Here is a 17692-nt window from a genome sequence, read left to right on the forward strand (position 1 = left end):
ACGCACGATTTCCGTTGATTACCCTCTTTTGTTGAGGTAATCTGCGGCTCCATGGACAAGCTCAAGCAGCTCGAAACGTTCGCCTCCGTGGCGACCCGCGGCAGCCTCACCGCCGCCGCCAAAGCCGAAGGGGTTGCACCGGCCATCATCGGGCGCCGGCTCGACGGGCTGGAGTCGCGCCTGGGCGTCAAGCTCATGGTGCGCACCACGCGCCGCATCACCCTCACACACGAAGGCAGCGCCTTCCTGGAGGATTGCCAGCGCCTGCTGACCGACCTCGCCAACGCCGAGGCGAGCGTCAGCGCCGGCGGCGTCAAGGCCAGCGGACACCTGCGCCTCACCGCGCCGGCCGGCTTTGGCCGCCGTCACGTGGCGCCGCTGGTGCCGCGCTTTCGCGAACTGCACCCCGAGGTGACGATCTCGCTCAACCTGAGCGACCGCGTGGTGGACGTGGCCGGCGAAGCCTACGACTGCGCGGTGCGCGTGGGCGATCTGCCCGACTCGTCGCTGGTGAGCGTGCGCCTGGCCGACAACCGCCGGCTGTGTGTGGCCACGCCGAAGTACCTGCAGCAACACGGCCGGCCCGCCACGCCGACCGATCTGTCGCGCTTTGACTGTCTCACCTTGTCCAGCGATGCCTCGCAGACGCGCGGCTGGGCCTTTGCGGTGCCGGCGGCCGAAGGGGGTGGCACCGACCTCGTGCACCTGCGCCCAGGGGGGCCGCTGGACTGCTCGGACGGGCAGGTGCTGCACGAATGGTGTCTGGCCGGCTACGGCATCGCCTGGCGCAGCATCTGGGAGGTGGAGGCCGATATCGCGGCCGGTCGGCTGGAGGCCGTTCTGGAGGACTACGCCGCGCCGCCCAACGGCATCTTCGCGCTGTTCCCGCAGCGCAAGCACCTGGCGTTGCGCGTGCGGCTGTGGATAGACTTCCTCAAGCACCATTATGGGCAACCCGATTTCTGGTCGGTCGGTCGCGTCTGATCTGGCGCTACAGTCTGGGCTTCGTGCCGCCGCGGGCGGGTGGTCGGATTCTTAAGGGATGACATGAAACACGGATTCAAATACCTGGGTGTGGTGATGGCCTTGCTGCTGGCGGGCTGCGGTGGTGGTGGCGACGACGTGTCGCTGCCCAGCGCGGCAGAGCTGTGCGGCAGCGTGGGTGTGCAGCCCAAGATCGCGAACGGCAGCAACTGCGCTTCGCCTGAAAAAACACCGGTGATCCTGCTGGTGGTGGTGGGTGCGGACGGCAGCTCCAGCATCTGCTCGGGCGTGCTGCTTACACCGGTGAAGGTGTTGACGGCGGCGCATTGTGTGACCGCCGGTACGCGGCGGGTGGCCGCCGCCGTGTGGCGCGCCGACGGCAGTTCCACGGCGTTGTTCGCCAGCGGCTGGGTGGCCCATCCCGGCTTCGCCCAGAGCAGTCGCGGCTATGTGAACGATGCGGCCGTGGTGACCCTGCCCGGTGGCATGCCCAACCCCACCATGCCCCTGTTGGTCAGCCAGCCGTCGAGCGTGGGCCACGAGGTGTTCCTCTCGGGCTGGGGCGGCCCGGGGTTCGAGCTCGCGGTGGGTTATGCGAGCCTGACCATGGTCAACGAAAATCACGTGGGTTTCACCTTCACAGGCAAACTCAGCAATGCCTGCGCAGGCGATTCCGGCGGCCCGGTCTACCGGGCCGTGGGCGGCCGCCAGGGCGTGGTGGGACTGACGTCGTCGGGTACGGCCACCAATTGCGAAGTGGGCGACCGTTCGCTGTTCACCAACACGCAGGGTGCGTCGGTGCTGGGCTTCATCCGTTCGCAGGCGCCGGGCGCGGCAGAAATCTGAAGTCCGGCCGCTGACCCTTTCGGCCCTGCGAGCGTCAACCCGCCAGCGGACCGTAGAGATCCGGTCGCCTCGCGGACCACGGCGACGACCGGCGCGCAAGGTCGAGGGCTTCCCGCGTCAGCGTGGCGAACAGCAGGCCCCCTTCGCGGCCAGCGCGGGTCAACACACCACCGTCGGGGCCGGCCACGGTGCTCCGTCCGCCGTAGTCAATGCCCGGTTCGTGGCCGCAGGCGTTGGCATAGGCCACGAACACCCGGTTTTCGCAGGCGCGTGCGGGCACCAGCAGGTTCTGCACCTCGTCGAACGCTGCCATGTTGGCCGTGGGCACCAGCACCGCGTCCGCCCCCTGCAGCGCCAGCAGGCGCACGGTCTCGGGAAACTCCACGTCGTAGCAGATCAGCAGACCCAGGTGCCAGCCGCGCCAGGTGAACACCTGCGAGGCCACGTCGCCCGCGCTGAACTGCGCGTGGTCCAGGTCGCCATACAAGTGGGTCTTGCGGTAGCGGGCGAGGGACCGACCGTCGGGGCCGATGGCCTGCGCGGCGTTGAAGGGCCGGCCCTGCGGGTGCTGTTCGGGGTAGCCGTAGACGATGGCGACGCCGTGGCGCTGCGCGGTGGCCGCCACCGCCTGCGCCAGCGCGCCATCGGCCGGTTCGGCCAGGGCCTGCACCCGTTCGGCGCCGATGGCGTAGCCGGTGAGGCCCATCTCGGGGCAGACCAGCAGCTGTGCGCCCTGCGCACGGGCCTGTGCTGCCGCGTCATCGAGCCCTTGCAGCGCCTCGACCGGCGTGGCCGCGTAGTCGGTTTGCCAGAGGGCGAGGGTGAGGGGCTCGGTGTTCATGGGGTCAACGGCTGGGGGCCGTCAGTCGGGCAAGGCCATGGGCCCGATCTGTTGGAACACCTCGCCCGGCCCCGGATTGGCGGCATGGCACCAGCCACCCAGGTGGTGAACGATGCCCCAGACCGCGTTGAGCGAGGTCTGCACCGCGCCCTCGACCCAGGCCGGCGTCCACGACACGTCGTCGCCCGCGATGAAAATGCCGCGCTCGGCCTCGGGAAAGGCGTCCTGCATGAAGTGGCTGTACATGCGCTGGTTGTAGCGGTAGTGGCCGGGCAGGGCGCCCTTGAAGGCGCCGAGGAAATGCGGGTCGGCTTCCCACGACACGCTGATCGGGTCGCCGATGATGTGACTGGCGATGTCCACGTCGGGGTAGATTTTCTGCAACGCCGACAGCGCGAGTTGCACGCGCTTCTGTGTGTCGTGCGGCAGCATCTTGAGCGCGTCGCCCATCCAGGCGTAGCTCAGGCAGATCACGCCCGGCTTGTCCGTTCCGTTGTCGAACAGGTAGGTGCCGCGCGTGAGCCGGTCGGTGAGCGTCATGCCCAGCGTGGGCCAGCCGTCGGCCTTCAGGTCGTTCCAGAACGGGCGGTCGACCATGACGAAGGTCTTGCTCGACTGCATGTAGCGGGTTCGGTCCAGCGCCATCCAGTGCTTCTGCGAAAACAGCGACTCTTCCACCGCGATCTGCGTGGTCAGCAGCCAGCTCTGGCAGGTGGTGAGCACGGCCGGGAAGTGGCGTGTATTGCCCCAGGTGTCGGTCAGCGCGAGCTGGCCGTCGGGTGCTCGCGCGATGGCGGTCACGCCCGGGCGCGGCGCACCGTGGTGCAGGCGGGCCAGCGTGGTGCCGGCGGGCCAGTGGCGCAGTTCATGTGCCCCGGGTGCGTGGTGCCACAGGCCCACGGGAACCTGCTGCGCGCCGCCCACGATCAGGTGCTGGTTTTCGTCGCAACCGGTCAGCACCACGCGCAGGATCTCCAGCATCGAGTTGGGGAAGTCCGAGTCCCAGCCGCCGGTGCCGAAACCCACCTGGCCGAACACCTCGCGGTGGCGGAACGAGAGCGCGGCAAACGCCGGCGACTGCGCAACGAAGTCGTAGAACGTGCGGTCGTCCCACAGCGGCACCAGGCGGTCCCACAGGGCTTTGAGGCGCGGCACGTCGCGCTCGCGCAGCGCCTGCTGCAGGCCGCTGAAACCGGCACCGTGTTCGAGTGCGCTGGCCCAGGCCTCGGCCACTTCGGCAAACAGCGGCGGCAGGTCGACCAGGCCGCGCGCCCAGTGTGTCTGGCCTTCGAGGTCGATCACGGTGCAGCCCGCGGCGGGGGTGAGCGGGTTGGGGAAGGGCCGGGTCTGCAGGCCGAGCCGGTTCACGTAGTGGAAAAACGCCGTGCTCGACGCCGGAAAGCGCATGCCACCGAGCTCGGCCACCACGCCCTGGCCGCCTTCAAACGGCTGCGAGCGCAGCCGCCCGCCCATGCGCGAGGCCTCGTAGACCACGGGCTTGAGGCCCAGCTTCATCAGCTCGTAGGCCGCCACCATGCCGGCCATGCCCGCGCCCACGATGGCGACCTCGCTGCCCAGCCGCTCGGGCGGCAACTCGCCCAGCCCCTGCGGGTGGGTGATCCAGTCGTCGAAGGCGAAGGGGAAGTCCGGGCCGAAGATGGTGACGGGGGCGTCGGCGGTGCGGGTGGCGGTCATGGTGGGCGTCTCAAAACAGGCTGGTCAGAAGCCAGGCGGCCGTGCCCCACATCATCAGCGCCACGGCGCCGTCCAGCAAGCGCCAGATGTGCAGCGAATTGAGGCGCCGGCCAAGCCAGAACGCCGCCGCGCCGAGCAAAACGAACCACACCACCGAGCCGGCGGCCGCACCCAGGCCAAACGTGGTGCTGCCCTGCCCGTAGGCGAGCGAGGCGCTGCCGATGAGCACGGCGGTGTCGAGCCAGGCGTGCGGGTTGAGCACCGAGAAGGCCAGCGCCGAGAGCACCGCCTGGCGCCGTGTCACGGGCGCAGGTGCACGGTGTTGTGCGCCGCTTTCGTCGCCCAGCGAGACCGGGGCCTGAGGCTTCAGGAAACGCTGGAACGCCTGCCAGCCGTAGACGCCGAGGAACAGCATGCCTGCGCCCACCAGCGCACCCAGCAGCTTGTCGCTCAGGCCGCCGAGCTGCGCCAGACCGAGCACGCCGAGCGAGATGAGCACGATGTCGGCCACGGCGCACACGGCCACTGTGAGCCACAGGTGCTGGCGCTGCAGGCCCATGCGCAGCACGTGGGCGTTCTGCGGGCCGATCGCCATGATCAGCGACATGCTCAGCACCATGCCGGCGGTGAAGGTGGGGAAGGCGAGGACCATGGTGAACTCCGGGGAAACCTGTTGTTGTGCGGAACGGGCCGCCAGTGTGCGCCGGGATCGTCAAAAATTAAATGAAGTTAACTTAAACTCTGATAACTCAATAAATATTTAATCTGATCGTGCTTGACGCCCGCCAGCTCGAAGCCCTTGCCGCCGTGGTCGAACAGGGCGGCTTCGGGCCGGCCGCGCAGGCGCTGTCGCTCACGCTGGCGGCGGTGTCGCTGCGCATCAAATCGCTCGAAGCAACGCTCGGTCAGCGCCTGCTGGTGCGCGGCAAGCAGGTGCGCGCCACGCCCGCGGGGCAGGCGCTGCTGGCCCATGTGAAACAGCTGCGGCTGATGGAGTCGGACCTGCTGGCGGGTTTGCAGGGTGGCGGCGTGGGTGCGCGAGACGGCGTGCGCTGGCAGAGCCTGAGCGTGGCGATCAACGCCGATTCGGTGGCGGGCTGGTTTCTGCCCGGCGTGGCGCCGCTGCTGCAGCGCCACCACCTGTTGCTGGAGATCCTGATCGACGACCAGGACCACACGCACGATGCGCTCAAGAGTGGTGACGTGGTGGGTTGTGTGACCACGCTCGCCGAGCCCATGAGGGGCTGCGTGGCCGAGCCGCTGGGCGTGATGCGCTACCGCTGCGTGGCCGCACCGGCCATGGCGCAGCGCTGCCGCACACCGCGCGGCGCGGTATCACCGCACAAGCTGCTGGCGCAGCCGGCCATCATCTTCAACCGCAAGGACGCGTTGCAGGACACGTTTCTGGCGCAGCACTTTGGCCTGAAGCAGCCGAACTACCCGAGGCACTTCGCCCCCGCGGTGGAAGCGTTCGAGACCGCGATCGAACTCGGCCTGGGCTGGGGCATGGTGCCCGAGCAGCACCTGGCCCTGCGGCCGGGGTTGCAGGAGGTGCTGCCCGGCGCCACGGTGGATGTGGTGCTGTATTGGCAACACTGGGCGCGCGAGCCGCTGTCGGCCCAGCGCCTGACGCAGGCGGTCAAGGCCGCGGCCCACGCCAGCCTGCCGCCGGTGCAAACCGGTTGACGACCAAAGGGGATTGCCAGGGCGACGCCCGGAGCGCGTGCACAACCCGGCACACACCGCGGAACTGGCTCTGCCAGGCCGCTGGTGTGGTCCCCCTTTCAAGGGGGAAGCCGCGCAGCGGCGCAGGGGGTTGGCTCGCCTGGGGGTTAGCCTTTCAGGCAAGTGCTCATGAACGCCTTGCGCTCGTCGCCCTTCAGTGCCTTGGCGGTGGCTTCGGCGTTGCAGCTCGTCATCTTGCTTTGCTGGGTGACGGGCGCGGTGGCGGTGTCGCTGCTCAGGCAGGTCTTCATGAACGCCTTGCGCGGATCGCCCTTGAGGGCTTTTTCACCCGCTTCCTTGTTGCAGGTCACCATGCGGTTTTGCTGCGAGGTCTGTGCGGTGTCACCACTCAGGCACGACTTCATGAACGCCTTGCGCGGCTCGCCCGCCAGGTTCTTCGCACCGGCCTCCTTGTTGCAGGTGACCATGCGGTTTTGCTGACCCGTGGGTGCGGCCGCTGTGGCTTGAGCGGGCGCGGGGGTCGCCGCCGGGGCGGCCGTGGTCTGGGCCAGGGTCACGGAGAGGGCGCCCGTCAGGGCGATCAGGGTCAACAGTTTTTTCATGGCTTTGCATGCGATGGGTTCTGTCCCGGGCCGTGGGCGCGGGTTGCCCGGAGCCGGGCCCGGTGACGATACCGCACCCACGGGGCGGGTCCGTGACAACGGGTCCCCGGGCTTTCCCGCACGATTCTTCTTTGAAGACCGAGGCTTCACGTCAAGTGCAGACAGGCACCTTCGCGTGCCGGTGCCGCAACCGGGCCTGCAGGCGCTGTGTGCTGCGAACCAGTCTGGCACCTGCGTCAAGCTGGATGCGCGCCCAGGCGGCGTCGGCACCGCGCCAGAAGTCGTCCAGGATCTCGCGCCGCAGATGTTCGGCATCGCGTCGGGCACGGGGATAGTCGTGGGGATCGGGCAGGGTGTTGCTGGGCATGGTGGTCTCCGGTGAAGCAGGGATGTTTTCACTGTATTGAATTGACCATTCGCTGGAAACAGCAGGAATCACATATAGGTTTTGCAATTTATGCAAAACCACTACGATGCCGGTCATGAAACTCGATCTGGACGATGCGGCCCTGTTTTTGCGCGTGGCCGAGCTCGGCTCGCTTTCGGCGGTGGCGCGCGAGCGCGACATGCCGGTGAGCCAGGTGTCGCGCACCCTGGTGCGGCTGGAAGCGCGCTGCGACGCACGTCTGATGCACCGCAGCACCCACGGCCTGTCGCTCACCGACGAGGGCGATACCTTCGCCGCCCACGCGCGTCGGCTGGTGGACACCCGCGACGAGCTGGCCGCCGCTTTGCGCCACAGCCGCAGCGGGCCCAGCGGCTGGGTGCGTCTGGCGGTGAGCCCGGTGCTGGCCGAAACCGTGATCGCCCCGAGCCTGCCTTCGCTGTACGAGGCCTTTCCACAGCTGCAGGTGGAGGTGCTGGCCGACGACCGCATGAGCGACATGGCGCGCGAAGGCGTGGACATCGCGATCCGCACCGGATCGCCCCAGGGCGACAACCTGGTGGCGCGCCAGATCGCCGAACACGGGCGCCAGCTCTGCGCCTCGCCGGCCTACCTGGCGCGCTTCGGCACCCCGCAGCACCCGGACGAGCTGGCCGCGCACCGCCTCATCACCAGCAGCGCCAGCCCGGGGCTCAACCGCTGGCCCTGGGATCCGCGGGCGCAGCAGCCCGCGGGCGCCTTCTACCTGGCGAAGGGGCACACGCGCAGCGACAACTCGGCCCTCACGATGGCGCTGGCGCTGCAGGGGGTGGGCATCGCCCGGCTCAACGACCTGCTCACCCGTGCGCACTTCGCCAGCGGGGCGCTGGTGCCGGTGCTCGACACCTGGTTCGGCCGCAGCCGCGTGCCGATCTACGCGGTAATGCTGCCCGAGCGCCACCGCCTGCCCAAGGTGCGCGCCTGCACCGACCACTGGGCGCGCTGGCTCTCGGGCGAGGTGTCGGCTGGCTCAGCCCCGGCCTGAAGCGACCACCCAGGCCCGCCGCCTAAAATCCCATCCCTATGCTCAAGATCAAACAGGAACTGCTGGCCGGTCTGGCCACCGCGCTCGACGCGCTCTCGCCCGGCGCGGGCGCCAAGGCCGCCTTCGAATCGCCCAAGGTGGCGGCGCATGGCGATTTCGCCGTGACGGCGGCCATGCAGCTGGCCAAGCCGCTCAAGCTCAACCCGCGCCAGGTTGGCGAAAGTCTGCGCACGGCCTTGCTGGAGCAGCCGGTGTACCAGCAGTGGGTGAGCGACATCGACATCGCCGGCCCCGGCTTCATCAACATCCGCCTCAAGCCCGCGGCCAAGCAGCAGATCGTGAAAGAAGTGCTCGAAGGCGGCGAACGCTTCGGGATGGCGCCGAGCAACGGCCAGCGCCTGATGGTCGAGTTCGTCTCCGCCAACCCCACCGGCCCGCTGCACGTGGGCCACGGCCGCCAGGCCGCCCTCGGCGACGCGATCTGCAGCCTGTACCAGACCCAGGGCTGGGACGTGCACCGCGAGTTCTATTACAACGACGCGGGCGTGCAGATCGGCACCCTGGCCAACAGCACCCAGCTGCGCGCCAAAGGTTTCAAGCCCGGCGACCCCGAATGGCCCGAAGCCGCCTACAACGGCGACTACATCCAGGACATCGCCAACGACTACCTGGCCAGGAAGACGGTGCACTCCGACGACCGCGAATTCACCGCCAGCGGCGACGTGGACGCGCTCGACGACATCCGCCTCTTCGCCGTGGCCTACCTGCGCCACGAACAAGACCTGGACCTGCAGGCCTTCGCCGTCAAGTTCGACCATTACTACCTCGAATCCAGCCTCTACACCAGCGGCAAGGTCGACGCCACGGTGCAGAAGCTGCGCGACGCCGGCAAGACCTACGAGCAGGACGGTGCGCTGTGGCTCAAGTCCACCGACTACGGTGACGACAAGGACCGCGTGATGCGCAAGGGCGACGGTTCCTACACCTACTTCGTGCCCGACGTGGCGTACCACATCAGCAAGTGGGAGCGCGGTTTCACCAAGGTGATCAACATCCAGGGCACCGACCACCACGGCACGATTGCCCGCGTGCGCGCCGGCCTGCAGGCCGCGGGCGTGGGCATTCCAGAGGGCTATCCGGACTACGTGCTGCACACCATGGTGCGCGTGGTCAAGGGCGGCGAAGAGGTCAAGATCAGCAAACGCGCCGGCAGCTACGTGACGCTGCGCGACCTGATCGAATGGACGTCGAAAGACGCGGTGCGCTTCTTCCTGCTGAGCCGCAAGCCCGACACCGAATACACCTTCGACGTCGACCTGGCCGTGCAGAAGAACAACGACAACCCGGTCTATTACGTGCAGTACGCGCACGCGCGCATCTGTTCGGTGCTGGCTTCCTGGGGCGGCGACCCGGCCACGCTGAGCGGCGTGGACCTCGCGGCGCTGGAGAGCCCGGCCGCGCAGGCGCTGATGCTGCTGCTGGCCAAATACCCCGCCATGCTGGCCGACGCCGCGCGCGACTTCGCGCCGCACGACGTCACCTTCTACCTGCGCGAGCTGGCCGCCAGCTACCACAGCTACTACGACGCCGAGCGCATCCTGGTGGACGACGAGGCGGTGAAGCTGGCCCGTCTGGCGCTGGTGAAAGCCACCGCCCAGGTGTTGCACAATGGTCTGGCGGTTCTGGGCGTGAGCGCCCCACAAAAGATGTGAAGCTGATGTTCCCCATGAAAAAACCTACCCTGCTGGCCCGGAAACACTTTGGCGGCACGCTCACGGGCTTCGTGATCGGCCTGCTCGTGGGGCTGGGCATTGCGCTGTCGGTGGCGGTGTACGTCACGCGCGTCCCGGTGCCCTTTGTCGACCGGGGCGTGTCGCGCAAGCCGGCGCAGGATGTGGAGGAAGCCGAGCGCAACAAGGGCTGGAACCCGAACGCCGCCTTGGGCACCAGCCCGGCGACCGTGCCGCCAATGGTGGTGATCCCGGACCCGGCGCCCGCGCCGGTCGTGGCCGCACCGGCGGAAAGTCCGGCCGCTGGCAAGCCCGTCGCCCCGCAGCCGGCAACGGCGCCCACGCAGGCCGATCCCCTCGGTGAACTGATGCGCTCGCGCACCGGTGCCGCCAATGGGGGAGCCCCGTCGGCCGGCGCGCCGGCGGCTGCCGATCCTTTCACGTACTTCGTGCAGGCGGGCGCCTTCCGTGCACCCGAAGAAGCCGAAGCCCAGCGCGCGCGTCTAGCCATGCTGGGCATGGCGGCCGACATCAGCGAGCGGGAACAGTCGGGGCGCGCCGTTTTCCGGGTGCGCGTCGGACCATTCAGCCAGAAAGCCATGGCCGACGCGACACTGGAGCAACTCGAGATCAACGGGGTGGAAGCCGCCCTGGTGCGCGTTCAGCGCTGAGACGGGTGCGTGTTCCGGAACTTTTGCCCGGGCCCTTGAGACCAAGCAGGCCAACACAAGGAGTTTGATTTGATGCAACGCCGCGATATTTCCCGTTCTCTGCTGGCTGCCGGTGCCCTCGCCGCCAGTGGCCTTGGCATCAGCCCCGCCTGGGCCCAGCGCGTCGGGTTCAAGGAAGGCAAGGACTATGTCCGCCTGAGCCAGCCGGTGCCGGTCAGCACGCCGCCCGGGCAGGTGGAGGTGGTGGAGTTTTTTGCCTACTCCTGCATCCATTGTTTCAATTTCGAACCGCTGCTCAACGCCTGGATCAAGAAGCTGCCCGCCGACGTGAAGGTGCGTCGCGTGCCGGTGGCGTTCACCCAGGCGTTCGTGCCCATGCAGCGCCTGTATTTCGCACTGGAGTCCATGGGCCTGGTCGACACCTTGCACGGGAAGGTGTTCAAGGCCTTTCACGAAGAGCGCTTGCCGCTGACCACGGCGCCGGCGATCATCGCGTGGGTGGAAAAGCAGGGCGTCGACCGTGAAAAGTTCATCGGCTTCTTCAACGGCAGTGCCGTCAAGATGGCCGAGGCCGCCACTGCGTTGCAGAACGCCTACGACGTGGAGGGCACGCCGGCACTGGGCGTGGCGGGCCGTTTCTACATCGGCGGACAGGGGCCACGCACCATGCTGATTGCCGATTCGCTCATCGTCGAAGCGCGCAAAGCCTGATCTTTGCTTCCCCCAGCTCGAGACAAGACCCGCATCTGGCGGGTCTTGTGTTTTCAGGGGCTGTCGATTGAGTGCCGATCGCCAACAAGTCGGCTTTGCGCCGTTACAATGAATGCAAGATTTGTGCCCCACTAAAGCCATGCCCACACACCACTTTCCCCCCCGATGGACCCTTCGCTTCCTGGCTTCGATGGCCGGTCTGGTGCTGGCAGGCGCGGCCCAGGCGGAGCTGGCCGACAAAGACAAGCCCATGAACATCGAGGCGGACTCGCTGCGCTACGAAGACACGCGGCAGACCAGCGTCTTCACCGGCAACGTCCTGATCACCAAGGGCACCATCGTCATGCGGGGCAGCAAGATGGACGTGCGCCAGGACCCGCAGGGCAACCAGTTCGGCGTGGTGACCGGCACGGCGGCAGCGCCTGGCTTCTTCCGCCAGAAGCGCGAGGGCCTGGACGAGTGGATCGAAGGCGAGGGCGAGCGCATCGAATACGACGGCAAGGCCCAGACCGTGGTGTTCACCGGCAGCGCCGTGCTGCGCCGCTACCGCGGCACCCTGCTCAACGACGAAAGCGTGGGCAACCAGATCACCTACAACAGCCTGACCGAGGTGTTCACCGTCAAGGGTGGCCCCGCCAACCGCACCGCCGCCAACCCCTCGGGTCGGGTGCGGGCGATGCTGACACCCATTCCGGAGGCAGATGCGGCACCCGCTCCCGCCACCGATCCAGCCCAACTGCGCCCCAGCACCAATCTCAACGAGAAGAAGCAGTGACGACCATGCCCATGGCCAGTACGCCACCGGCGATGGCGGTGCGCAGCAGTCTGGAAGTTCAGGGTCTGATGAAGGCCTATGGCAGCCGCAAGGTGGTCAAGGATGTCTCCCTCAAGGTCGACAAAGGTGAAGTGGTCGGCTTGCTGGGCCCCAACGGCGCGGGCAAGACCACCTCGTTCTACATGATCGTGGGCCTGCTGCGCGCTGATGGTGGGCAGATCCTGCTCGACGGCCAGCGCATCGAAGCCTTGCCGATCCACCGCCGTGCCCGCATGGGCCTGGGTTACCTGCCCCAGGAAGCCTCGATCTTCCGCAAGCTCACGGTGGCGCAAAACGTGCGCGCCGTGCTGGAGTTGCAGCACGATGTGGATGGCCATGCCCTGAGCGAACCTGAAATCGCCAGCCGGCTCGACGAACTGCTCAAGGATCTGAGGGTGGACCATCTGCGCGATTCGCCCGCACCCTCCCTGTCCGGTGGCGAGCGGCGCCGGGTGGAGATTGCCCGTGCCCTGGCCACGCGCCCGCGTTTCATCCTGTTGGACGAGCCCTTTGCCGGTATCGACCCGATTGCCGTGCTGGAGATCCAGCACATCATCGGGTTCCTGAAGTCCCGCGGCATCGGCGTGCTGATCACCGATCACAACGTGCGCGAAACCCTGGGCATCTGCGACCACGCCTACATCATCAGCGACGGTCACGTCCTGGCCAGCGGCACGACGGCCGAGATCATCGAAAACGCCGAAGTACGCCGTGTGTACCTGGGTGAGAACTTCCGCATGTGAACATGACCTCCACGATCGTCATTTCATGTACTTCGCTGCCCCCCGAGGGGGCTGATTCGCCTTGGGGCGGCCCGGCGGCGAATCTCCGTTTCGCACTGCTGTACTTCCAGGCATGAAACAAGGCCTGTCCCTGCGTGTTTCGCAGCATCTGGCGCTGACGCCCCAGTTGCAGCAGTCCATCCGGCTGCTGCAACTCTCCACGCTGGAAATGGCGCAGGAGGTCGAGCAGATGCTCGACGAAAACCCGTTTCTGGAGCGCACCGAAGACATCGCCGAGCGCGAAGCCTTCGGTCTGGAGCAGGTCGATGCGCCGGTGAGCGCGGGCGAACAGATCGCCGAGGCCGCGTTGCCGGTGGCCGACGCCGTGGCCGCGCCGACCGAATACGACGGCCCGCTGCCCGACCGCGTCAGCAGCACGTCCGACACGCCCGCTGACAGCGGCTCTGGCGACGAGATTGAAAGCCGGCTCGACGGTGCCACCCCGGTGGAAGAAAGCTGGGAAGGCGATGGCACGGTCGAGATGGCGCCCGACGACAGCGAATGGGGCGGTGACGCACCCGCGCGCAACAGCGGTTCGGGCGGCGACGACGACGAAACCGCCAGCGCAGCCGACCTGGCCCGCAGCCCCGTCAGTCTGCAGGACCACCTGCACGAGCAGGCCCGTTGTCTGCGGCTGAGCGACGAAGACCAGGCGGCGCTGTATTTCCTGATCGAGTCGCTCAACGACGACGCCTACCTGGAAGACGACCTGGCCGAGCTCGCCCTGGGCTTCTGGCGGCTCATGCACGGCCGCGAGGCGGCCGCTCCCGGGATCGAGGAGCTGGAGGTCGCTGAAGCCCAGCTGCGCATGGCCTTGGGCCTGCTGCAGCACATGGAGCCCACCGGTGTGGGCGCGCGCAACCTCGGCGAATGCCTGCGGCTGCAGATCGAGGAGCTGCGCAACTCCCCCGAAGCTCGCGCGGCGCTGGCCATCTGCAACCAGTCCATGGAACTGGTGGCCAAACGCGACATCAAGCGCCTGTGTGCCCTGTGCGGCATCGACGATGAAACCGCCCGTGCTGCGCTGGCCATCATCGCCCGGCTGGAACCCAAACCCGGGCGCCGCTTCATCGATGTCGAGCGCAACGTGGTCGTGCCCGACGTCATCGTCACGCGCGCCGGCCGGGGTTTCAAGGTCATCCTGAATCCCGACGTGATGCCGCGCCTGCGTGTGCACGACGTCTACGCCAACGCCATGCGGCAAAACCGCGGTGGTCGCGACAACGGCGGTGAAGCCGGCCACGCCGCCATGCAGCAGCGCCTGCAGGAAGCGCGCTGGTTCATCAAGAACATCCAGCAGCGCTTCGACACCATCCTGCGCGTGTCGAGCGCCATCGTCGAGCGCCAGCGCAACTTCTTCATGCACGGTGAACTCGCCATGCGCCCGCTGGTACTGCGCGAGATCGCCGACGAGCTGGGCCTGCACGAGTCCACCATCAGCCGCGTGACGACCGCCAAGTACATGGCCACGCCGTTTGGTACCTACGAGCTCAAGTACTTTTTCGGATCCTCGCTCGGTACCGAAACTGGGGGCAACGCGTCGAGCACCGCGGTACGCGCCCTGCTCAAGCAGTTCATCGCCTCGGAAGAGCCGAAGAAACCGCTGTCCGACAATCAGCTTTCCGACCTGCTCAAGGAGCAGGGCATCGAATGCGCGCGCCGCACCGTGGCCAAGTACCGCGAGGCGCTGCGCATCGCGCCGGCCAACCTGCGCAAAGCGCTGTGAACACTCCCTGCGCCGCTTCGCGTCTCCCCCCTCAAGGGGGACCGCACCCGCGGCCTGGCAAAGCCAGTTCCGTGGCACGTGCCGGAAGCTGGGCCGCGTAGTCGCCACCTGCGGACGCACCCGCGCTCAACATCTTCAGTACCTGCCGTGAACCAGCTCAAACTCTTTCTCCCCTGCGCCGCTGGCGTGGAGGACATGCTCGCCGACGAGGTGCAGCGCATCACCAACGAACCGCTGGCCTTCAAGGCACGCGGCGGCGTGGGCATCAAGGCCTCGTGGCGCGACGCCATGCGTCTGAACCTGCACAGCCGACTCTCTCAACGGGTATTGGTGCAGCTGTGGCACGGTGGTTACCGCAGCGAGCAGGACCTGTACAACGCGGCCGGCGAGATCGCCTGGGAAATCTGGTTCACGCCGCAGCAGACCATCAAGGTCGAGATCACCGCGCAGCACAGCCCGCTGACCAGCCTCAACTTCGCCGCACTGAAGATCAAGGACGCCATCTGTGACCGCTTCCGCGACAAACGCGGCGAGCGCCCCAGCGTGGACACCACCTGGCCCGACGTGCGCATCTACGCCCACCTGACCACCGACGAACTCACGCTCTACATCGACACCTCGGGCGAACCGCTGTTCAAACGCGGCTGGCGCGAAGACAAGGGCGACGCGCCGCTGAAGGAAACCCTGGCCGCGGCCATGATCGCCGCCACCGGCTGGAACGGCGGCGCGGCCGAATCGCTGGACGACATCACTCCGCTGTACGACCCCTGCTGCGGCAGCGGCACGGTGGTGATCGAGGCGGCGCAGATCGCGCTCAACATACCGCCTGGCATGCTGCGCCGCTTTGCGTTTGAAAAGATGCTGCCCTACCAGCAGCACGTGTGGACAGCGATCCAGGACGAAGCCGAGCGCGACATGCGCGACTGGCCCGAAGGCCACGCGCCCATCGTGTTCGGCAGCGACGTCTCGTTCCGCATGGTCGATTTTGCGCAACGCAACGCCGAGCGCGCGGGCGTGGCCCACGCCATCGAACTGCGTGGCGGTGATGCGCTGCAACGTTTGCCGCCCACCCAGAAGCCCGGTGTGATGCTGCTCAACCCGCCCTACGGCGAGCGCATCGCCGCGGCCGGCGTGGCCGGTGAGAATGCCAGTGCCCGCGCCCAGCGCATGGAGCCGCGCGCACCGCGCACCTTCACCGCCGGCAAGGCCGCTCCACCCGCGCCCGGCCTGGGCCGCGAGAGCGCGCAGATGAGTGACGGCGGCGACGGCAGCGAATTCTTCCTGCAGCTCGCCGCCCACTGGAAAAGCCACTACGCCGGCTGGAGCGCCTGGCTGCTCACGCCCGACCTCAAGCTGCCCGGCAAGATGCGCTTCAAGGAGTCGCGCCGCGTGCCGCTGTGGAACGGTCCGATCGAATGCCGCCTGTTCCGGTTTGATCTCACCGCAAGGCGTGCCCCAGACGCCATTCCGCCCGCGGCATGAGCAGAACGGATCCGGTGACGCTGGTGCTCGACACCAACGTCGTGCTCGACCTGTTTGTCTACGAAGACCCGGCCACGCTGCCGCTGCGCGCGGCCCTGGCCGACCCGCAGAGCCGCTGGCTGGCCACGCCCGTCATGCGCGAAGAACTGCGCCGCGTGCTGGCCTACCCGCAGGTGGTCAAACGCCTGGAGGCCCGGTCCCTGACCGCCGAGGCCGTGCTCGCCGCCTTCGATGCCCGCGCACAGCCCGCAGACATCGCCCCCAAGGCGCCCTACACCTGCAAGGACGCCGACGACCAGAAGTTCATCGACCTCGCCGTCGCCCACACGGCCGTGCTGCTGAGCAAAGACAAGGCCGTGCTCTGCATGGCCAAACGGCTGGCCACACTCGGTGTGAGCGTGAGCCGCCAATGGGCGCCCGCGGCCATTCAACCCCAACACATCACCCCATGAAAACCATCGTCCGCGCCTTCTTCAGAACCCTGCGCACCGTGCTCGGCCCGTTCATGCTGCTGAAAGAGAGACTCACCCAGCCGAAAGGCGTGGTGCGCGAGCCCGCCGCTCAAACCACCGTCAACCTGCAGTGCCAGAACCTCGCGCTCTACCAGTTCAGCACCTGCCCGTTCTGCATCAAGGTGCGGCAGGAGATGCGCCGCCTCTCGCTGCCCATCGAGCAGCGCGACGCCCAGCACAACGCCACCCACCGGGCCGAGCTGCAACAAGGCAGCGGCGCGACCAAGGTGCCCTGCCTGAAGATCACCGATGCGTCTGGCCAGAGCCAGTGGCTGGTCGATTCGGCCGCGATCATCGGCTACCTGCGCGGGCGTTTCGCCAAGGCCTGAGCGGCGGGCTCAGCCGGCCAGCAAGCCCGCGCTCACCTCGGCCGCATCCGGCCGCTCAAACACCGTGTTGTGCCGCTCCGTCAGCGGCCCGCCGCCGGGCACGGTCTCGCCCTGCGCCGTGCTGCCCACGGCCTTGAACTTCCACACCGCGCCGATGCGCTTCAAGTTGCCCACGGGCTGACCGGTGGCGTCCAGCACGGCGAACACGCCCTCGTTCACCGGACGCAGGCTCAAGGGTCCCGGCGCTGTGTTCACTGGACGACCCTCCGTGCTGCGCACAGCGGGGCCGAGCGCCTTCGGAACGGCCGGGCGGCGCTCACTGGAGCACCTTCGCCCTGCGGGCCGCGGTGCGAACTGGCTTGGGAACGGCCCGGTGCGGCGCTCATGCCGGCGTCCGCACACCGGCGCGCACGCCGGGCAGCGGCGTGGCCACCCGCGCATCGGCCCGTTCGCGCCGCCCGCTCAGGATGCGGCCGAGGTTGCCCTCGATCCAGTCCGCCAGGCCTTCCACCTGACGCGCCACCTCCACGCCCATCGGCGTGAGGCTGTATTCCACGTGCGGCGGCACAACAGGGTATTGCGTGCGCAGCACAAAACCATCGCCCTCCAGCCACTGCAGCGTCTGCGCCAGCATCTTCTCGCTCACGCCGCCGATCTTGCGGCGCAGGTCGCTGAAGCGGTGCGTGCCCGCCAGCAGCGCCACCAGCACCAGCACGCCCCAGCGGCTGGTCACGTGCTGCAGCACGGTGCGCGAGGGGCACTCGGCCGCGAACAGCTCGCCGCGCTCCATGAGCGTGGCGAGGGCGGGGGTTTCCGCATCGGGCGACGGTTCGTTGGCATTCATAGGGTACTTACCTTTGTGTGCGTACTTA

Annotated in this window: 20 protein-coding genes; 13 read left to right on the forward strand and 7 right to left on the reverse strand. The window is 67.8% G+C overall.

Annotation, left to right across the window (positions count from 1 at the left end):
* Nucleotides 1-51: 51 nt before the first annotated feature.
* On the forward strand, nucleotides 52-984 hold the full coding sequence (locus tag ACN5W5_RS21930; protein ID WP_420050561.1) for a LysR family transcriptional regulator: 933 nt from the start codon (nucleotides 52-54) through the stop codon (nucleotides 982-984).
* A gap of 63 nt (nucleotides 985-1047) precedes the next feature.
* A complete protein-coding gene (locus ACN5W5_RS21935; protein WP_420050562.1) occupies nucleotides 1048-1830 on the forward strand; it encodes a trypsin-like serine protease in 783 nt (260 codons plus the stop codon).
* A 34-nt stretch (nucleotides 1831-1864) separates the two neighbouring features.
* Here ACN5W5_RS21935 and ACN5W5_RS21940 read toward each other — a convergent pair whose 3' ends face one another.
* The 3 genes from ACN5W5_RS21940 to ACN5W5_RS21950 are packed head-to-tail and all read right to left on the reverse strand — an operon-like array spanning nucleotide 1865 to nucleotide 5018.
* Entirely contained in the window at nucleotides 1865-2671 is an 807-nt protein-coding gene (locus tag ACN5W5_RS21940; protein ID WP_420050563.1) for a carbon-nitrogen hydrolase family protein, read from the reverse strand.
* 21 nt (nucleotides 2672-2692) lie between these two features.
* Nucleotides 2693-4366 carry a flavin monoamine oxidase family protein gene (locus ACN5W5_RS21945; RefSeq protein ID WP_420050564.1) on the reverse strand — a complete coding sequence of 558 codons (1674 nt, stop codon included), beginning with the start codon at nucleotides 4364-4366 and terminating at the stop codon, nucleotides 2693-2695.
* Nucleotides 4367-4376: 10 nt separating this feature from the next.
* The gene (locus tag ACN5W5_RS21950; protein WP_420050565.1) at nucleotides 4377-5018 is read right to left on the reverse strand and encodes a LysE/ArgO family amino acid transporter; all 642 of its coding nucleotides are present in this window, start codon (nucleotides 5016-5018) and stop codon (nucleotides 4377-4379) included.
* A gap of 119 nt (nucleotides 5019-5137) precedes the next feature.
* Here ACN5W5_RS21950 and ACN5W5_RS21955 point away from each other — a divergent pair, with 119 nt between their 5' ends.
* Nucleotides 5138-6052 carry an HTH-type transcriptional regulator ArgP gene (locus ACN5W5_RS21955; protein ID WP_420050566.1) on the forward strand — a complete coding sequence of 305 codons (915 nt, stop codon included), beginning with the start codon at nucleotides 5138-5140 and terminating at the stop codon, nucleotides 6050-6052.
* Between the two features lie 146 nt (nucleotides 6053-6198).
* On the opposite strand, the gene ACN5W5_RS21960 is transcribed toward ACN5W5_RS21955, so the two are convergent.
* Nucleotides 6199-6654 (reverse strand): PsiF family protein, encoded by a 456-nt coding sequence (locus tag ACN5W5_RS21960; RefSeq protein WP_420050567.1) that lies wholly within the window; start codon nucleotides 6652-6654, stop codon nucleotides 6199-6201.
* A 151-nt stretch (nucleotides 6655-6805) separates the two neighbouring features.
* Complete coding sequence (locus ACN5W5_RS21965) at nucleotides 6806-7138, reverse strand: hypothetical protein (RefSeq protein ID WP_420050568.1); 333 nt, start codon at nucleotides 7136-7138, stop codon at nucleotides 6806-6808.
* On the opposite strand from ACN5W5_RS21965, the gene ACN5W5_RS21970 reads away from it, so the two are divergent.
* The 10 genes from ACN5W5_RS21970 (at nucleotide 7137) to ACN5W5_RS22015 (ending at nucleotide 16820) form a co-directional block, all read left to right on the forward strand.
* Nucleotides 7137-8063, forward strand: a complete 927-nt coding sequence (locus tag ACN5W5_RS21970; RefSeq protein ID WP_420050569.1) for a LysR family transcriptional regulator — start codon at nucleotides 7137-7139, stop codon at nucleotides 8061-8063. The genes ACN5W5_RS21965 and ACN5W5_RS21970 overlap by 2 nt on opposite strands.
* 38 nt (nucleotides 8064-8101) lie before the next feature.
* On the forward strand, nucleotides 8102-9775 hold the full coding sequence (gene argS / locus ACN5W5_RS21975) for an arginine--tRNA ligase (RefSeq protein ID WP_420050570.1): 1674 nt from the start codon (nucleotides 8102-8104) through the stop codon (nucleotides 9773-9775).
* A gap of 14 nt (nucleotides 9776-9789) precedes the next feature.
* The gene (locus ACN5W5_RS21980; RefSeq protein WP_420050571.1) at nucleotides 9790-10464 is read left to right on the forward strand and encodes an SPOR domain-containing protein; all 675 of its coding nucleotides are present in this window, start codon (nucleotides 9790-9792) and stop codon (nucleotides 10462-10464) included.
* A gap of 72 nt (nucleotides 10465-10536) precedes the next feature.
* Nucleotides 10537-11175: a thiol:disulfide interchange protein DsbA/DsbL gene (locus ACN5W5_RS21985; protein ID WP_420050572.1), complete on the forward strand. Its 639-nt coding sequence runs from the start codon at nucleotides 10537-10539 to the stop codon at nucleotides 11173-11175.
* A gap of 139 nt (nucleotides 11176-11314) precedes the next feature.
* Entirely contained in the window at nucleotides 11315-11950 is a 636-nt protein-coding gene (gene lptA / locus ACN5W5_RS21990) for a lipopolysaccharide transport periplasmic protein LptA (protein WP_420050573.1), read from the forward strand.
* A 5-nt stretch (nucleotides 11951-11955) separates the two neighbouring features.
* Nucleotides 11956-12732, forward strand: coding sequence for an LPS export ABC transporter ATP-binding protein (gene lptB / locus ACN5W5_RS21995; protein WP_420050574.1), 777 nt, complete (start codon nucleotides 11956-11958; stop codon nucleotides 12730-12732).
* 112 nt (nucleotides 12733-12844) lie between these two features.
* Entirely contained in the window at nucleotides 12845-14497 is a 1653-nt protein-coding gene (gene rpoN, locus ACN5W5_RS22000) for an RNA polymerase factor sigma-54 (protein ID WP_420050575.1), read from the forward strand.
* Between the two features lie 147 nt (nucleotides 14498-14644).
* Complete coding sequence (locus tag ACN5W5_RS22005) at nucleotides 14645-15979, forward strand: THUMP domain-containing class I SAM-dependent RNA methyltransferase (protein ID WP_420050576.1); 1335 nt, start codon at nucleotides 14645-14647, stop codon at nucleotides 15977-15979.
* A complete protein-coding gene (locus tag ACN5W5_RS22010) occupies nucleotides 15976-16431 on the forward strand; it encodes a putative toxin-antitoxin system toxin component, PIN family (protein ID WP_420050577.1) in 456 nt (151 codons plus the stop codon). Before ACN5W5_RS22005 ends, ACN5W5_RS22010 begins: the two co-directional genes overlap by 4 nt.
* Nucleotides 16428-16820 (forward strand): glutaredoxin family protein, encoded by a 393-nt coding sequence (locus tag ACN5W5_RS22015; protein WP_420050578.1) that lies wholly within the window; start codon nucleotides 16428-16430, stop codon nucleotides 16818-16820. Before ACN5W5_RS22010 ends, ACN5W5_RS22015 begins: the two co-directional genes overlap by 4 nt.
* 9 nt (nucleotides 16821-16829) lie before the next feature.
* Here ACN5W5_RS22015 and ACN5W5_RS22020 read toward each other — a convergent pair whose 3' ends face one another.
* Nucleotides 16830-17075 (reverse strand): hypothetical protein, encoded by a 246-nt coding sequence (locus ACN5W5_RS22020; RefSeq protein ID WP_420050579.1) that lies wholly within the window; start codon nucleotides 17073-17075, stop codon nucleotides 16830-16832.
* 127 nt (nucleotides 17076-17202) lie between these two features.
* Complete coding sequence (locus ACN5W5_RS22025; protein WP_420050580.1) at nucleotides 17203-17664, reverse strand: winged helix-turn-helix transcriptional regulator; 462 nt, start codon at nucleotides 17662-17664, stop codon at nucleotides 17203-17205.
* Between the last annotated feature and the right edge of the window lie 28 nt (nucleotides 17665-17692).

The organism is Hydrogenophaga sp. ZJX-1 (assembly GCF_048590325.1).
GTDB lineage: Bacteria > Pseudomonadota > Gammaproteobacteria > Burkholderiales > Burkholderiaceae_C > Hydrogenophaga.

Coding starts and splice junctions, on each gene's coding strand:
- ACN5W5_RS21930 (WP_420050561.1), top strand. CDS start 52: ATGGACAAGCTCAAGCAGCTCGAAACGTTCGCCTCCGTGGCGACCCGC.
- ACN5W5_RS21935 (WP_420050562.1), top strand. CDS start 1,048: ATGAAACACGGATTCAAATACCTGGGTGTGGTGATGGCCTTGCTGCTG.
- ACN5W5_RS21940 (WP_420050563.1), bottom strand. CDS start 2,671: ATGAACACCGAGCCCCTCACCCTCGCCCTCTGGCAAACCGACTACGCG.
- ACN5W5_RS21945 (WP_420050564.1), bottom strand. CDS start 4,366: ATGACCGCCACCCGCACCGCCGACGCCCCCGTCACCATCTTCGGCCCG.
- ACN5W5_RS21950 (WP_420050565.1), bottom strand. CDS start 5,018: ATGGTCCTCGCCTTCCCCACCTTCACCGCCGGCATGGTGCTGAGCATG.
- ACN5W5_RS21960 (WP_420050567.1), bottom strand. CDS start 6,654: ATGAAAAAACTGTTGACCCTGATCGCCCTGACGGGCGCCCTCTCCGTG.
- ACN5W5_RS21970 (WP_420050569.1), top strand. CDS start 7,137: ATGAAACTCGATCTGGACGATGCGGCCCTGTTTTTGCGCGTGGCCGAG.
- ACN5W5_RS21965 (WP_420050568.1), bottom strand. CDS start 7,138: ATGACCGGCATCGTAGTGGTTTTGCATAAATTGCAAAACCTATATGTG.
- argS (WP_420050570.1), top strand. CDS start 8,102: ATGCTCAAGATCAAACAGGAACTGCTGGCCGGTCTGGCCACCGCGCTC.
- ACN5W5_RS21980 (WP_420050571.1), top strand. CDS start 9,790: ATGAAAAAACCTACCCTGCTGGCCCGGAAACACTTTGGCGGCACGCTC.
- ACN5W5_RS21985 (WP_420050572.1), top strand. CDS start 10,537: ATGCAACGCCGCGATATTTCCCGTTCTCTGCTGGCTGCCGGTGCCCTC.
- lptA (WP_420050573.1), top strand. CDS start 11,315: ATGCCCACACACCACTTTCCCCCCCGATGGACCCTTCGCTTCCTGGCT.
- lptB (WP_420050574.1), top strand. CDS start 11,956: ATGCCCATGGCCAGTACGCCACCGGCGATGGCGGTGCGCAGCAGTCTG.
- rpoN (WP_420050575.1), top strand. CDS start 12,845: ATGAAACAAGGCCTGTCCCTGCGTGTTTCGCAGCATCTGGCGCTGACG.
- ACN5W5_RS22010 (WP_420050577.1), top strand. CDS start 15,976: ATGAGCAGAACGGATCCGGTGACGCTGGTGCTCGACACCAACGTCGTG.
- ACN5W5_RS22015 (WP_420050578.1), top strand. CDS start 16,428: ATGAAAACCATCGTCCGCGCCTTCTTCAGAACCCTGCGCACCGTGCTC.
- ACN5W5_RS22025 (WP_420050580.1), bottom strand. CDS start 17,664: ATGAATGCCAACGAACCGTCGCCCGATGCGGAAACCCCCGCCCTCGCC.